Genomic DNA, 15,126 nt, shown 5'->3' with positions numbered 1-15,126 from the left:
GGCGCGATGCGGTCCGAGGCGGAGATCGTCGTCGTCGGCGCGGGGATCATGGGCCTCGCGATCGCCTACAACCTCGCGCGGCACCACGGCATCACGGACGTCGTCGTGGTCGACCGGGGCTACCTCTGCGGCGGCGCCAGCGGCCGCAACGGCGGCGGGGTGCGGGCGCAGTTCTCGAGCGAGGGCAACATCCGGCTCATGCAGGAGAGCATCCGCATCTGCCGTGATTTCGCCCGCGAGATGAAGATCAACGTCTGGTTCCGGCAGGGCGGCTACCTCTTCCTCGTGCGCAGCGAGGCCGGCCGCCGGACGCTCGAGAAGAGCGTCGCCGTGCAGAACGCGTGCGGCCTCGGCACGCGGATGCTCACCACCAACGAGGCGCGCGCCATCGTGCCGGAGCTCTCGACCGAGGGCGTGGTCGCGGCGAGCTACAACCCGGACGACGGCGTCGTCTTCCCCTGGCCGTTCGTCTGGGGTTACGCCGAGCGCGCGCAGAAGCTCGGCGTCGACATCGCCACCTTCACGAACGTCCTCGGCTTCCGCACGCGCGGCGCGCGCATCGACGCCGTGGTGACCGACCGCGGCGAGATCCGGACGCACAAGGTCGTCAACGCCGCCGGCGCGTGGAGCCCCGAGGTCGCGCGCCTCCTCGGCGTGGAGCTGCCGAACCGCCCGCACCGCCACGAGATCTGCTCGACCGAGCCGCTCAAGCCCTGGCTCGGCCCGCTGGTCGCGGACCTCTCGAACGGCCTCTATTTCTCGCAGTCGATGCGCGGCGAGATCGTCGGCGGCGTCTCGAACGAGGACGTCCCCGAGGGCCTCGACATGGGGTCGAGCCACAAGTTCCTCGCGCTGTACGCGCGGGCGCTCGTCACCGCGTGCCCGATCCTCGGCAGCGTGAAGGTGCTGCGCCAGTGGGCCGGCTGTTACGATCTCACCCCGGATCAGAACCCGATCGTCGGCGGCGTCGACGAGGTGGAGCACTTCTACCAGGCGTCCGGCTTCATGGGCCACGGCTTCATGATCGCGCCCGTGATGGGCAAGCTCATCGCGCAGCACATCGCCGAGGGCACCTCCCTCCCGCTGTTCGACCGCTGGAACCTGCGCCGCTTCAAGGAAGGCCGGCTCCTCAGCGAGGCGATGATCATCGGCTGAGCGGCGCCCTGCCGCCTGCCGGCGCCCGCCGCGCGAGCCGCGCCCTCCGCGCCAGCCGCGCCCGCCGCGCATCGCCTATACTCGCCCCCTCCCATGGGTCACCTCATCCTCGTCACGGGATCCTCGAGCGGCATCGGCCTCGCGACCGCGGTCGCCTGCGCGGCCGCGGGCCACCGGGTCGTCGCCACGATGCGCCGCCCCGAGAAGGCCGCCGCGCTCCTCGCCGCGGCCACCGCGCGCGGCGCCTCGCTCGAGGTCGAGCAGCTCGACGTCGCCGCGGAGAACGCGGCCGACAGGGTCCGGGAGATCCTCCAGAAGCACGGCCCCGCTTACGCCCTCGTGAACAACGCCGGCATCGCCGTCGGCGGCGCCTTCGAGGAGCAGGCCGACGACGACGTCCGGGCGCAGTTCGAGACCAACGTCTTCGGCCTCATGGCCGCGACGCGCGCGGTGCTCCCGGCGATGCGCGACGCCGGGCGCGGCCGCATCATCAACGTCTCGAGCGTCTCCGGGCTCGTCGGCCTCCCCGGCGTGAGCGTCTACGCGGCCACCAAGCACGCCATCGAGGGCTTCAGCGAGGCCCTGCGCTGGGAGGTCGCCCCCTTCGGCGTCCACGTCTGCCTGGTCGAGCCCGGCACCTTCAAGACCGAGATCTTCTTCGAGAACCAGCGCCGCGGCGCGCACATCTCTCCCGACGGGCCCTACGCCGCCATGACCAAGACGCTCGAGCGGCTCGTCCTCGAGGACGCCGCCAGGGCGCCGGCGCCCACGCCGGTCGCGGCCGCGATCCTCCGCCTCATCGAGGCCCCCTCGCCGCCGTTCCGGACCCTCATCGGCCGGGACGCACGCGCGCTCGTCGCGCTGCGCCGTGTCATCCCCGACCGGCTGTTCGCCACGGGGATCCGCCGGCTGGTCCAGGTACCCCGCTCGCGTTGACACGTTCTCTGACGACGAATAGCTTCGGCTCCGCCGCTTCCGTCACGGGGCGGCGACACGTCGTGGCCGAAGGGGGGCCGCGCCCCCTGCCGCGCGCTGTAGTTGCCCGCTGTCGTCCCCTCAGGCTAACGAAGGCTCGTTGCTGACCGCCTCCCCTGCTGCGCGCGCCGCGCGGCGGCGAGGTCAGGCCGGCAGCATCACCGAGGTCCCGGAGGAAACACCATGTCCCGCTCAGCACGCAGCATCCTGCCGCTCGTTCGCTCGCTCCTCCTGGGGGCCGCCACCGCGTCGTCGATGGCGCTCTCCGCAGGCATCGTCGCCGGGTGCGCCGACGAGAACGACCCCGAGACGCACGTCAAGCGGCTCGACGACCCGGCGACGCTCACCCCCTCGGTCAACCGCCTCGTCCAGTTCTTCGAGGACGCGATGACGCGCGACAACAAGGACCGGACCGGGCCGACGGTCAAGCCGCTCCTCGACAAGATCATCGAGCCGATGACGCAGAAGTGCGTGGGCGGCGACCTCGACGAGCGCACGCGATCGAAGCTCATCAAGTTCATCTCCGACACGCGGGACCCGCGCGGCGAGGCCTGCCTCATCAAGGCGCTGAAGGACTACAAGCCCGAGTCGACCGAGGAGGACGTCCGCTGGGCCGTCCGCGGCCTCGGGGCCATGAAGTCGAAGGCCGCCGCCGGCCCGCTCATGGAGGTCTTCGTCAAGCTCCAGCACGGCAAGCCGAAGGGCTCCACGATCTCGCGCGACGTCCACGACGCGATGGTCGACATCAACGACCCGTCCTGGGAAGGGCAGCTCATCACCATGGTCGAGCGCCCGATCAGCGATCCCAAGGACGTCGCCACGATGCGGAACGAGCTGTTCTGGCAGATCACCGCGGCGGAGCTCCTCGGGTGGCAGCGCAGCGAGAAGGCGGTCGTGCCGCTGCTCAAGGTGGTGCTCTCGCCGGTCAAGGCGGACGCCGCCACCACGGCCATCCTCGCCCTCACCAAGATCGGCAAGCCCGCCATCCAGCCGGCGATCGCGCTGCTCCAGGGCGAGCAGAAGGAGCTCATCGAGTACTCGAAGGTCGAGAACCTGAAGGGCGCCGGCGACAAGGCGAGCGCGGAGCAGAAGAAGGCCGCGGAGACCGCCCACGTCGCGGCCGCCGCGCTCGTCCTCGCGACCATCGGCCGGGAAGAGTCGGTGAAGCCGCTGCTCGCGGCGCTCGACAAGGCCGAGGACGTCCCGCGCGCCATCATCGCGCGCGAGCTCACCAAGGTGCCCAAGACCCCGGAGACGATCGCGGCCTTCCAGGCGGCCTACGAGAAGACGCCCGCGGGGCTCGAGATCCCGCCGGCGGGCATCAACGCGCGCGTGATGCTGGCGGAGGCGGCGAGCAACTTCTTCGACGCCAGCATGGTGCCGTGGATCGTGAAGACGGCCGTCGAGTCGCGCGGCGAGGAGGACGACGTCGCGCAGATCCGCGACGTCTCCCTGCAGACGGCGCTCAAGCTGATGAAGCCCGATCAGGTCGCCGACGTCGACCGGCTCGCGAACACGCGCACGAGCGGCGGCGGCACGGTCGGCAAGTCGATGGAGAAGGAGATCAAGCTCGCGAAGGACCTGCTGGGCGCCTGCGGCGCCAAGGTCGAGTGTTACATCGGCAAGCTCAGCGACCCGGCGTCGCAGGCGAAGGAGACGCAGTTCCAGGGGATCAAGTCCGCCTACATGGTCGGCGTCCTCGGCTCCCCCGATGTCCGGCAGCAGATCATCGACGCCATGCCGAAGATCTCGAACGCGGCCGTGCGCTTCGTGTCGGTCTCGGTCATCGACGCCCTCTCGCCGAAGGGCGACGCCGACGTCGCGACCAAGCTGCAGAAGATCGTCGACGAGGGCGAGGCCTCGAAGGACGCCGAGAAGATCTCCGGCAACGCGCCCTTCAAGACCGTCATCTACCGCCTGACCGCCCGCGCCCAGTGACCGCGGCGGCCCCGCGCCCCGTCCCGGCGGCCAGCCAGGGGCGGGGCGCCTCGCCCATCACCCCGCGATTTTTGTAGTATCACAAGAACCCGTGCTGCCCGGACCGCGGATCCGCCGGGGAGGCGGGCTCCCCGGTTTTTCCTGGCATCTCCACCGTCTTGACGGTTTACTCCGGCCCCTCTTCACGGGTCTTCCTGGCTGAACGAACCATGATCGTGCTCGAGGTAACCCAGGGTCTCGCTGCCGGGCGCACCTTCGAGCTCCAGGGCGAGCTGATCACGCTCGGACGCTCGCCGGACAACCGGGTCGTGCTGGACGACCGCCACGTCTCCGGGGCGCACGCGCGCATCGTGAGCAGCGCCGAGGGGGTGATCCTCGAGGACCTGCGCTCGACGAACGGGACGAGCGTGACGCGGCGGGGCGAGCGGCTCGAGCTCGGCCCGGGGCGCAGCGCGGTCGCGCTCCAGACGGGGGACGTCATCGAGCTCGGCTCGGGCGACGCGGTCACGCGGATGGTCGTGACCATCCCCGAGGAGGCCGACGAGGCGCGGGTCGTCTCGATCCGGCGCCTCGACGAGATCGAGCCCGCCCAGGCGAAGATCGAGCGCGATCCGAGCGCGCTCTCGGCCATGTACGCGGCGCAGAAGCGCATCGGCGCCGCGAACGATCTCGACCAGGTGCTCGCGGAGATCGCCGACGCGGTGCTCGCGCTGGTGCCGAGCTCGACGCACGTCACCGTGGTGCTGCGCGACGACGACCAGGAGCCGGGGGCGGCGCCGGCGGCGTTCGTCCCGGTGCTGACGCGCGTCCGCTCCGAGTCCGGCCGCGGGGCGCCGCCGGCGGGGCCGGTCCCGATCACGCGCAGCGTGTACCGGAAGGTGATCAAGGAGCGGGCGGCGGTGCTCGCGGCCGACGCGCCGATCGAGGTCGGCCAGACCGAGTCGCTGATGGGCGCCTCGATCCGCAGCACCCTCGCCGTGCCGCTCTGGAAGGGCGAGGAGATCATCGGCGTGCTCCAGGCCGACAACCGGAGCGTGCCCGGGATGCTGAACGCGGGCGACCTGGAGACGCTGCTCGTGCTGGCGGCCAACGCGTCGCTCGCGGTGGCGAACGCCCGGCTCATCAAGCGGCTCGTGCTCGCGGAGGAGCGGCTCCAGAAGGAGAACAGCTTCCTGAAGGGGCGCGAGGAGAAGCGCCGGGGCGGGGGCGCGGTCGACATCATCGGCAAGAGCGAGGCGATGCGCCGGGTGATCACGCAGCTCGACAAGGTGGTCGACACGCGCGTCACGGTGCTGATCGAGGGCGAGACGGGCACGGGCAAGGAGCTCATCGCCGCCGCCGTGCACTACCGCTCGCGCCGCCGCGACAAGCTGTTCGTCGCGCAGAACTGCGCGGCGCTCGCCGAGAGCCTGCTGGAGAGCGAGCTGTTCGGCCACAAGAAGGGCTCGTTCACGGGCGCGACCGAGGAGAAGAAGGGCCTGTTCGAGATCGCCGACGGGGGCACGCTCTTCCTCGACGAGATCACCGAGACCCCGCTGTCGCTCCAGTCGAAGCTCCTGCGGGCGCTCCAGGAGGGCGAGATCCGCCCCGTGGGCGCGACGAGCCCGAAGCACGTCAACGTGCGCATCGTGGCGGCGACGAACCGGAACCTCGAGGACGAGGTGGCCCGGGGGCGGTTCCGCGAGGACCTCTACTACCGGCTCAAGGTCTTCCCGATCCGCCTGCCGCCGCTGCGCGAGCGGCGCGACGACATCCCGGTGCTCGCGGGGCACTTCCTGGAGCGGTACGCGGACGAGATCGGCAAGCCGTGCGGGGGGTTCAGCCAGCAGGCGATGGAGCTCATGGTGGCGTACGACTGGCCGGGCAACGTCCGGGAGCTCCAGAACGAGGTGCAGCGGATCGTCATCCAGCTCGATCCGGGGTCGTTCGCGACGCCGGAGCTGCTCTCGCCGCGGATCCGGCAGGTCGAGGGGCTCGTGGCGCGGGCGGGGACGCCGAAGGGGTCGCTCAAGGAGATGATGGACGCCGTCGAGAAGTACTTCCTCCTCGAGGCGCTGCGGGGGCACAACAACAACAAGACCAACGCGGCGAAGTCGCTCGGGATCACGCGCGAGGGGCTCCACAAGAAGCTCCGGCAATACGGGATCTGATCCCGGGGGGCGACGGAGCCAGCGGGAGGGGGTGGTGCGCGCGGGGCGGGCGGGGGGCCCTTCCCACGAACTCGCGCCTCGTGGTGGCTATTGCCACGTGAACGGGTGAATAGAGCCAGGGGCGACTCGCTTCGATGCGGGCCGGCGCTCGGGTTCGTGGGGCCCTTCCCCCGCCCGCCCCGCGCGCACCACCCCCTCCCGCTGGCTCTTCCTGTTGGGGGAAATGCAGGCTTGATACCGCGGGTCTTTTCGGGCGCGTTGCGTTGGCGGGCGGGGGGCGGACGGGGCATGAGACTTCGATGTTCCGGAGCGCGGGGTGGATCGGGGGCGCCGTGGCGGGGGTGCTCGTCGGACTGAGCAGCACGGCGAACGCGTGGTATTTTCCGGAGCACGTCGTGCTCGCCGAGGAGGGGCTGGCGTGGCTGCCGGGGGGCGCCAAGGGGGCGCTCGAGGAGGCGGTGAGGGACGTGGCCGCGAGCTCGCTCGTGTGCGAGCGGCTCGATGAGCCGTTCCATGTCGCGACCGCGCTGAAGCGGGACGCGTGTATCCCCTATGCCACGCTCGCGGCGCTCGCGGGGGACCACGCGAGCACCGCGGGGGAGCTGTGGAGTCTCGTGCGAAGAGACGGAGCGGGGGAGACGGGACAGCGGCTCCAGTTCGGCGCTCGGACCCAGTGGCGCGACTTCCTCCGCAAGCTGCGGCAGGACGATGACGCGGCGGCGCTCTCGGACCGGACCGACCTCGTCCGAGACCTCGATATCTATCTGCTCGGCGTCGACGGCGATTACGTGGCTCGCGCCAAGCAGAACATCACCCACTTCCAGGCGGCGGGGGAGCCCCTCACCCGGGTCACCGAGGACGTCGCGCGGAGAGGGCGAGTCGACAACGCGCTCGGCCAGTTCATCGGCCACCACCTGCGCTCGCTGCAGCTCGCGACGCGCGCGAGGGAGGCGCCGGGCGGCGCTGCGGCGCGACGCGCTCCTCGAGCACGCCTATGCGCTCCACTTCCTCCAGGACGCGTTCGCCGCGGGTCACGCGGTGATCACCGCGCAGCAGCGGAGAGCGCCGGAGGATCGCATCGGCACGCACGATCACTTCAACCGCATCGGCGTGTCGGTGACCCGCGTGCTCAACGCCGCGCCCTGCCCGCTCCTGCGCGCCGGCGTGGACGACGCGCGCTCCCCCGGACTGCCCGCCTGCTGGGAGACGACAGGCGACGGCTTCCTCGGCACCTCGCCCGCCAGCCAGGACCGGCTCCACGCCGCCGAGGCGACCGCGCGCGCGCAGGTCCAGCTCGCCATGGCGCTCGATCCCCGCTGGGTCGAGCGGCTGCTCGAGCCGGCCGCGTGCGGGCAGGTCTGGCTCTCCGCGCCCCTCGCCCTCCGCGGCGCCTCCGACGAGCAGCCAATGCAGGTCTCGTGGAACCCCTCGTTCCTCATGGGCATCTCGTACCGCTGGCAATACGTCCTGTCCGGCCGCCCCAACGCCGCGCTCTTCGAGGCCAACGTCGGTCTCCAGACCACCGTGCGCAGCGGCGGCCGCTCCCACTTCGGGTCCTCCGCCCTCACGGAGCTCAGGACGCCTGTCCTCTCCATGATGTTCTGGGCCATGGCCAACGGCGTCACAAGGGCCTTCGACGGCGGCCGCGGCCTCGCCGACACCGCCGACGTCATCGAGCTCATGCCCTGCGGAGCGCGCTTCTATTTCGATCTGACCAGCTCCGACAGGCCGTTCTTCGACGGCTTCGACGTCGAGGGGCCCGCGCTCCTCCTGCCGCTCGAGCGCGACCTGCTCGGCACCCAGGGCGTCTCGCGCATGCCCCTCGAGATCCGATCGCGCTTCGGCTGCGCGCAGCGGTGCCAGGCGTTCTCCGTGTCCCTCGAGCTCGCGACGGGCGTCTCCAGGCTGTTCTAGCGCTCACGATGCGACGCACGCACCCCCGCCAAGGCCTTGGACTTCGGGCGGCCGTTGGTGTTACAACCGAATTGTCTCAGGGGGGGATGGGATGCGCGCATCGTGGACGGCTGTGCGTGCCGGGCGACCGAGGGGGGCGAAGCGCGCGGCCGCGCGCCGCTCCGGCCGGCAAGCGAGCACGAGGGGGGAGGCGGGAACGTGAACGAGCTCGGAGACGAGCGTCTGAGGACGCGAACCGGGGAGTTCTCTTTTGACAAGGAGAACAGGATCATTCGCTTTGACCTCCACGAAGGCGCCGTCCAGACGCTCGCCGACGCGCAGGAGAACGTCGCTGGGCTCAAGCGATTCAGCAAGGGCACGCCGTACGCGTTCCTGTGCGATCTCACGAGATGCAAGGCCACGGACCTCGACGCGCGCAACTACTACGGCACGGACGAGGGCAGGCAGGCATACCTCGCGATGGCGCTCGTGGGCGGGCGGCCGATCGGGCGGATGATCGGCAACGTCTTCCTCGCTGTTTACGGGAACCGTGACAGGCCCATCCGGCTCTTCTCGGACGAGCGGGAAGCGACCCGGTGGTTGAAAGGATTCGCTGGCTGATGGCCTCCGACCCCCGAGACGATCCGCGCGTCGCGGAGCTCTGCGAGCTCGCCATGAGCCTCGTCCCGGCCGGAGGGCGCGGCGAGCTCGCGGCGGTCCCCGGGGCGGATGCGCTCGACGTGGCCCTCTCCGCGCTGAGGTCGCTCGCGGCGGGGCGCTCGGACGCGCGCGCTCTCGACGACCGCAGCGAGCGGCTGGAAGGGCTCCTCGAGGTGATCGTCGCGCTCGTCGGGTTCGACTACGCCAAGAAGGCGCCCATCAGCGACAGGAACGATCTCATCGACGGCATGGCGGCCGGCCTGAACATGCTCGGCGAGGAGCTCGCCTGCTCGACGGTCTCCAAGACCTATATGACGAGCATCATCGAGTCGATGATCGATGTGCTCATCGTGGCCGACCGGGATCGCGGGATCCGCAGCGTGAACCAGGCGGCGTGCGACCTGTCGGGCTATCCCCGGGACGAGCTCATCGACAGCCCGATCGACCTCGTGTTCCCCGGGCTCTCGGCCGGCGCGCTGATCGACGCGGGCGGCGCGCGCGACGAGCGGGTCTGTCGGCGGAAGGACGGGCGCACCGTCCCGGTGTCGTTCCTCGCCTCGGTCATGCGCACCGACGGCGGGCAGGTCCACGGCATCGTCTGCGTGGCGCGGGACCTCAGCGAGAGCAAGCGGGCCGAGGAGGAGCGCTGGCGCCTCCGCGAGGCCATCCATCGCCAGGCGATCCTCGTGGAGGAGCTCTCCACGCCGATCATCCCCATCACCGACGAGATCCTGGTGATCCCGCTCGTCGGCACGCTGGACGAGCAGCGGCTGTCGCGGATGACGGAGGCGCTGCTGCAGGCGCTCTCGACCCGGGGAGCCAGCGTGGTCATCCTCGACATCACCGGGGTGCGCACGATGGACCAGCAGGCCGTGTACGGGCTCACCCGCTCGGTCGGCGCCGCGCGGCTCCTCGGCGCGCAGGTGCTGCTCAGCGGCGTCCGCGCGGATGTGGCGCGGGCGCTGGTCGAGATCGGCGCGGAGCTCGACGGCGTCGCGACGTTCGGGTCGCTGCAAGGCGGGATCGTCCACGCGCTGCGGGGCGTCGCGCGGCGGGGCCAGCTCGGCCCCGCCGCGCGTCCCGCCTAGCGGCGGCGCGGTCGAGGGGTCGCGCTACCGCTTCGGGTTGGCGCGCATCTGCTTCGATATCTGCTTCCAGCGCCGCTTCTCCTCGCTCCGGGCGCGCGCGTCCTGCTGCAGCGCCACGTGGCGCCGCTCCGCCCCGAGCTTGCGGTAGGCGCCGAGGCGGTCCGGGTCGAGGTCGCCCGCCTCCACGGCGCGGAGCACCGCGCACCCGGGCTCACCTTCGTGCGCGCAGTCACGGAAGCGGCAGGTCCCGGCGAGGGCCTCGACGTCGTCGAAGCCCGCCGGGCCCGCCCCGTCCGCGGACCAGAGGCCGAGCTCCCGCACCCCCGGCGTGTCGATGAGGAAGCCGCCGCCGGGCAACGGGAAGAGCTCCCGGTGGGCGGTCGTGTGGCGGCCCCGCTCGTCCGACGCCCGGATCGCCCCCTCGCGCTGGATCTCCGCGCCGAGCAGGCGGTTGCTCAGCGCCGATTTCCCCACGCCGGACGAGCCGACCAGGGCGATCGTCTCCCCTGCCCCGATCTCGGCGCGGAGCGCGTCGAGGCCCGCGCCGGAAAGAGCGCTGACCAGCGCGACCGGCGCCGCGGGGGCGACCTCCCGCGCCGCCTCGATGAACCGCCCCGGATCGGGGCAGACATCCGCCTTGTTGAGCACGAGCACCGGACGCGCGCCGCCGTCGAGGACCGCGTCGATGTACCGCTCCAGGCGGCGCAGGTTGAAGTCGGCGTTCAGCGACGTGACGATGAACACCTTGTCGATGTTGGCCGCGATCACCTGGGCCTCCACCGTGGTCCCCGCGGCCTTGCGGCGCAGGCAGGTGCTCCGCGCGAACGTGTGCACGATGTAGGCGGGCCCGGCGCCGTCGCCGGGCCTGAGCCCCACCCAGTCGCCGACGGTGGGGAGCGCCGCGCGGTCCGCGGCCTCGTGGGCGAGCCGCCCGCTGACGACCGCGACGCGCGGGCCGTCCGCGGTCTGCACGTGGTGCCGCGCGGCGGAGGCGAGGAGGACGCGCGCGGGCTGCACGGCGTCCTCCAGACTGGCGAGCTGCCTCGCGAAGAAGGGAGTCCATCCGAGCCCGATCAGGCCGGGCTGCGGTTCGTGGTGAGAAGACGGATCAACGAGAGAGTCGGAGTTGATGGACATGACGGGACGAGCGCTCCATGGCGTTCGGCCGCGCGCAGCTGTGGCGCGCGGCGGTCGACGGACAAGGGCGCGGAGGCGCGCGAGCGCGCCCGCGCCGGCCAATCACGCGCGGGGCCGCCGCGGCGCGGAGGCTCGTCGACCGATCAGGACGTCACGCCAGAGAGGGCTCGCCCGGCCAGGGCGGATGCCCTGCTGGACGAGCGAAAGCGCGAGGCGCGCGCGGGCAGGAGAGGGCGCGCGCGCGGCCAGGCGACGGCGTGGGGACGAGCTTCAGCGAACCGCGGCGGACACGACGGCGGCGGCGGGGAGATGTGTGTGCTGTGTCTTGCCACTCATGACCTGACCTCCGTTCGGCGTGCGTCACAACGACGCGGCGCCACCTAGAATCCGCCAGCGCGGCGCCGCCGTCAAGCACCGCCGCGCCCACCATGCCCACCATGCCCGCGATGCCCGGGACCTGACCTGAGACCGCGAGGCCGGCGCCCGGCGGCGTCGGGCCCTCCCCGGCCGGCGCGGCGGCGGGAGGTTGCGAGGAGCCCCTGGCCGCACTAGGGTCCTCCGCTCCATGCCCACACACTTCGAGCTCGTCTCCGAATTCAAGCCGTGCGGTGACCAGCCTCGCGCGCTCCAGGAGATCTGCTCCGCGTACGAGCAGGGCGAGGCCTTCCAGGTCCTCCTCGGCGTCACGGGCAGCGGCAAGACGTTCACCGCCGCCAAGGTGATCGAGAAGCTGCAGAAGCCGACGCTCATCATGGCGCCGAACAAGACGCTGGCGGCCCAGCTCTACGGCGAGATGAGGGAGCTCTTCCCCAACAACGCCGTCCACTACTTCGTCAGCTACTACGATTACTACCAGCCCGAGGCCTACGTCCCGACGAGCGACACGTACATCGAGAAGGACGCGATCATCAACGACGCGATCGACCGCATGCGCCACGCGGCGACGCACGCGCTGCTCTCGCGCCCGGACGTGATCATCGTCGCCTCGGTGAGCTGTATCTACGGCATCGGCTCGGCCGAGAGCTACCACGGCCTGCTCATCAAGCTCGAGCGCGGCACCGAGATCCGCCGCGACGAGCTCCTGCGGCGGCTCGTCGACATCCAGTACACGCGCAACGACGTCGATTTCCACCGCGGCACGTTCCGCGTCCGCGGCGACGTGGTCGAGATCTTCCCCGCCTACGAGGAGTCGCTGGCGATCCGGGTCGAGTTCTTCGGCGACGAGATCGAGGCGATCAAGGAGGTCGACCCGGTCCGCGGCAAGGTGGTGGGCCAGCTCGACCGCTACGCCGTCTTCCCCGGCTCCCATTACGTCACCGAGCAGCAGCAGCTCCGGCTCGCGATCCACGCGATCCGCGAGGAGCTGCGCGAGCGCATCGATTACTACGACAAGGCCGTCCGCTTCCTCGAGAAGCAGCGCATCGAGCAGCGCACGATGTACGACCTCGAGATGCTCGAGCAGATGGGGTTCTGCAACGGCATCGAGAACTACTCGCGCCACCTCTCCGGCCGGAAGCCGGGCGAGCCGCCGCCGACCCTGATCGACTATTTCCCCAAGGATTTCCTGCTGATCATCGACGAGTCGCACCAGACCATCCCGCAGGTAGGGGCGATGTTCCGGGGCGATCGGGCGCGGAAGGAGACGCTGGTCGAGTACGGGTTCCGGCTCCCCAGCGCGCTCGACAACCGGCCGCTGAAGTTCGAGGAGTTCGAGCAGCACTACGCGCAGGTGCTCTTCGTGAGCGCGACGCCCGGCGATTACGAGCTGCAGAAGTCGGCCGGCGCGGTGGTCGAGCAGATCATCCGGCCGACCGGGCTCATCGATCCGCAGATCCAGATCCGGCCGGTGTCCGGGCAGGTCGACGACCTGCTCGCGCGCATCCGGGAGCGGGTGGCCCGCGGCGATCGCGTGCTCGTCACGACGTTGACCAAGCGGATGGCCGAGGATCTGACCGAGTACTACACGGAGCTCGGCATCCGCGTCCGTTACCTCCACTCGGACGTCGACACGCTCCAGCGCGTGGAGATCCTCCGCGATCTGCGGCGCGGCGAGTTCGACGTGCTGGTCGGCATCAACCTGCTGCGCGAGGGGCTCGACCTGCCCGAGGTGTCGCTGGTCGCCATCCTCGACGCCGACAAGGAGGGCTTCCTCCGGAGCCCCCGCTCGCTGATCCAGACGATCGGCCGCGCCGCCCGCAACGTGAACGGCGAGGTCGTGATGTACGCCGACCGCATCACCGAGGCGATGAAGCGCGCGATGGACGAGACGAACCGGCGTCGCGCGATCCAGGAGGCGTACAACAAGGAGCACGGGATCACGCCGGCGACGGTGAAGAAGGCGATCCTCGATCTGTCGCCCACGTCGGGCACGCGCGACTACTACGCCGTGCCGAAGGGGCCGGCGAAGCCGGCGGAGGCGGCGCGCGCGGCGATGGATCTGGTCGACCAGATCGACGCGATCCGGCAGGAGATGTTCGCGGCGGCGGAGAACCTCGAGTTCGAGAAGGCGGCGCGGCTGCGCGACCAGCTCCGCCAGCTCAAGGCGCAGCAGGGCGACGGCGAGGCCGGCGCCGCGCGCGAGGTGGCCGAGGAGAAGCCGGCGCGCTCCGGGCGGGGGGCGAGCCGGCGCGGCGCGGCGGCGGGCCCGGCGGCGGCCAAGGGCGGCGGCGGCGGCGGACGCGCGGCGGCGGGGACGAAGAGCGGCGGGCGAGCGGCGGCGGGGCGCGGGCGTTACCGGTAGCGACGGAGCCCGCGGCGGAACTGAGGCTCTCATGATGCCGATCAGGGCGTCGGACACTCGAGCTCATGAGAGAGCCCTGCCGGGGGTACGTGATAGCGAATCGGCTTCCGCCCTGTTTCGCGCGATCGGTGGATGCGATGGGCGTCGACCCGGGGACACGGGCCTGTTAAGGGGCCTGCGATGGCCGTGCCCTCCGATCCTATCCTCGTCACCGTCTCGGGCAGGGACTACCCTGGCATCACCGCTCGGCTCACCGGTATCCTCAGCGACATCGGCGCCACGCTGCTCGATATCGAGCAGGTGGTGGTGCACGGGAACCTGAACCTCGCGCTGCTCGTGCTCTTCCCGGAGACGCGCAGCGGGCTCAAGGAGCTGCTGTTCGCCGCGAAGGAGCTCGGCGTGGCGCTCGACTTCAAGCCGCTCGACGGGGGCGCCCCGACGCGGACGCCCGGGAGCCGCTACGTGGTGACGGCGATCGGGAGGGAGCTCGGCGCCAAGCAGCTCCACGACGTCGCCGCGACCCTGGCGGCGCACGACGCGAACATCGAGAAGATCGCGCGGCTGTCGGTCGAGCGGCTCTCGTCGGTGGAGATCCAGGTGCTGCTCCGGCGCGAGGAGGAGGCCGACGCGCTGAAGCAGGCCCTCCTGGCGCTCGCGATGCAGAACAGCTTCGATCTCGCCCTGCAACGCGAGGGGCTCTTCCGGAGGAGCAAGCGGCTCGTCGTCATGGACATGGACTCGACCCTCATCCGCATCGAGGTGATCGACGAGCTCGCGCGGGCCAAAGGGGTCGTGGAGCAGGTCGCGAAGATCACCGAGCGGGCCATGCAGGGGGAGATGGATTACGACGAGTCGCTCCGCCAGCGGCTCGCGCTGCTCCGCGGCCTCGACATCGGCGTGCTCCGGAAGCTCGCCGCAGAGCTCCCCATCACCGAGGGCGCCGAGACGCTCATCCGGGTGCTGAAGCGGCTCGGCTACCGGACCGCGGTGATCTCGGGCGGGTTCTCGATCGCAGCAGAGGCGCTGAAGGTCCGGCTCGGGATCGACTACGCCTACTCGAACGCCCTCGAGGTCGAGGGCGGCAAGCTGACCGGACGGGTCACAGGCCCCATCGTCAACGCGCAACGCAAGGCGGAGCTGCTCGAGACCATCGCCCAGGCAGAGGGCGTGCTCCTCGATCAGACCATCGCCGTGGGCGACGGCGCCAACGACCTCCTCATGCTCCAGCGCGCCGGGCTCGGGGTCGCGTTCCGCGCGAAACCCAAGCTCCGGGAAGCGGCAGACACCTCCCTGTCCGCGAGCGGCCTCGACGCCATCCTCTTCCTCCTCGGCATCACCGAGCGCGAGCTCCTCGAAGTGACGTGAGCGGCGCGAGGCCTCGAGTCTCGAC

At 71.1% G+C, this 15,126-nt stretch carries 10 protein-coding genes; 9 read left to right on the top strand and 1 reads right to left on the bottom strand.

The window, feature by feature from the left end; all coding sequences use genetic code 11:
- The first annotated feature begins 6 nt into the window (after positions 1–6).
- The 7 genes from WME76_RS04095 to WME76_RS04065 all read left to right on the top strand — a co-directional run bounded on the left by WME76_RS04095 (position 7) and on the right by WME76_RS04065 (position 9,859).
- A complete protein-coding gene (locus tag WME76_RS04095; protein ID WP_437958903.1) occupies positions 7–1,155 on the top strand; it encodes an NAD(P)/FAD-dependent oxidoreductase in 1,149 nt (382 codons plus the stop codon).
- A gap of 93 nt (positions 1,156–1,248) precedes the next feature.
- Positions 1,249–2,091 (top strand): SDR family oxidoreductase, encoded by an 843-nt coding sequence (locus tag WME76_RS04090; protein ID WP_437958902.1) that lies wholly within the window; start codon positions 1,249–1,251, stop codon positions 2,089–2,091.
- A 222-nt stretch (positions 2,092–2,313) separates the two neighbouring features.
- Positions 2,314–4,068: a hypothetical protein gene (locus WME76_RS04085; protein WP_437958901.1), complete on the top strand. Its 1,755-nt coding sequence runs from the start codon at positions 2,314–2,316 to the stop codon at positions 4,066–4,068.
- 209 nt (positions 4,069–4,277) lie between these two features.
- Positions 4,278–6,218, top strand: a complete 1,941-nt coding sequence (locus WME76_RS04080; RefSeq protein WP_437958900.1) for a sigma 54-interacting transcriptional regulator — start codon at positions 4,278–4,280, stop codon at positions 6,216–6,218.
- Between the two features lie 1,038 nt (positions 6,219–7,256).
- Positions 7,257–8,132, top strand: a complete 876-nt coding sequence (locus WME76_RS04075; RefSeq protein ID WP_437958899.1) for a hypothetical protein — start codon at positions 7,257–7,259, stop codon at positions 8,130–8,132.
- Between the two features lie 36 nt (positions 8,133–8,168).
- Positions 8,169–8,732, top strand: coding sequence for a DUF7793 family protein (locus WME76_RS04070; RefSeq protein WP_437958898.1), 564 nt, complete (start codon positions 8,169–8,171; stop codon positions 8,730–8,732).
- Entirely contained in the window at positions 8,732–9,859 is a 1,128-nt protein-coding gene (locus WME76_RS04065; protein WP_437958897.1) for a PAS domain S-box protein, read from the top strand. Before WME76_RS04070 ends, WME76_RS04065 begins: the two co-directional genes overlap by 1 nt.
- Before the next feature lie 24 nt (positions 9,860–9,883).
- On the opposite strand, the gene rsgA is transcribed toward WME76_RS04065, so the two are convergent.
- The gene (gene rsgA, locus WME76_RS04060; protein WP_437958896.1) at positions 9,884–10,996 is read right to left on the bottom strand and encodes a ribosome small subunit-dependent GTPase A; all 1,113 of its coding nucleotides are present in this window, start codon (positions 10,994–10,996) and stop codon (positions 9,884–9,886) included.
- A 565-nt stretch (positions 10,997–11,561) separates the two neighbouring features.
- Here rsgA and uvrB point away from each other — a divergent pair.
- On the top strand, positions 11,562–13,736 hold the full coding sequence (gene uvrB / locus WME76_RS04055) for an excinuclease ABC subunit UvrB (protein WP_437958895.1): 2,175 nt from the start codon (positions 11,562–11,564) through the stop codon (positions 13,734–13,736).
- Positions 13,737–13,916: 180 nt separating this feature from the next.
- Entirely contained in the window at positions 13,917–15,101 is a 1,185-nt protein-coding gene (gene serB, locus WME76_RS04050; RefSeq protein ID WP_437958894.1) for a phosphoserine phosphatase SerB, read from the top strand.
- The last annotated feature ends 25 nt before the right edge of the window (positions 15,102–15,126 follow it).

The organism is Sorangium sp. So ce119, from assembly GCF_051524405.1.
GTDB classification, from domain to species: Bacteria; Myxococcota_A; Polyangia; order Polyangiales; family Polyangiaceae; genus Sorangium; species Sorangium cellulosum_G.
The sequence above is the reverse complement of the archived record's forward strand: the minus strand, read 5'-3'. Positions and strand labels throughout refer to the sequence as shown.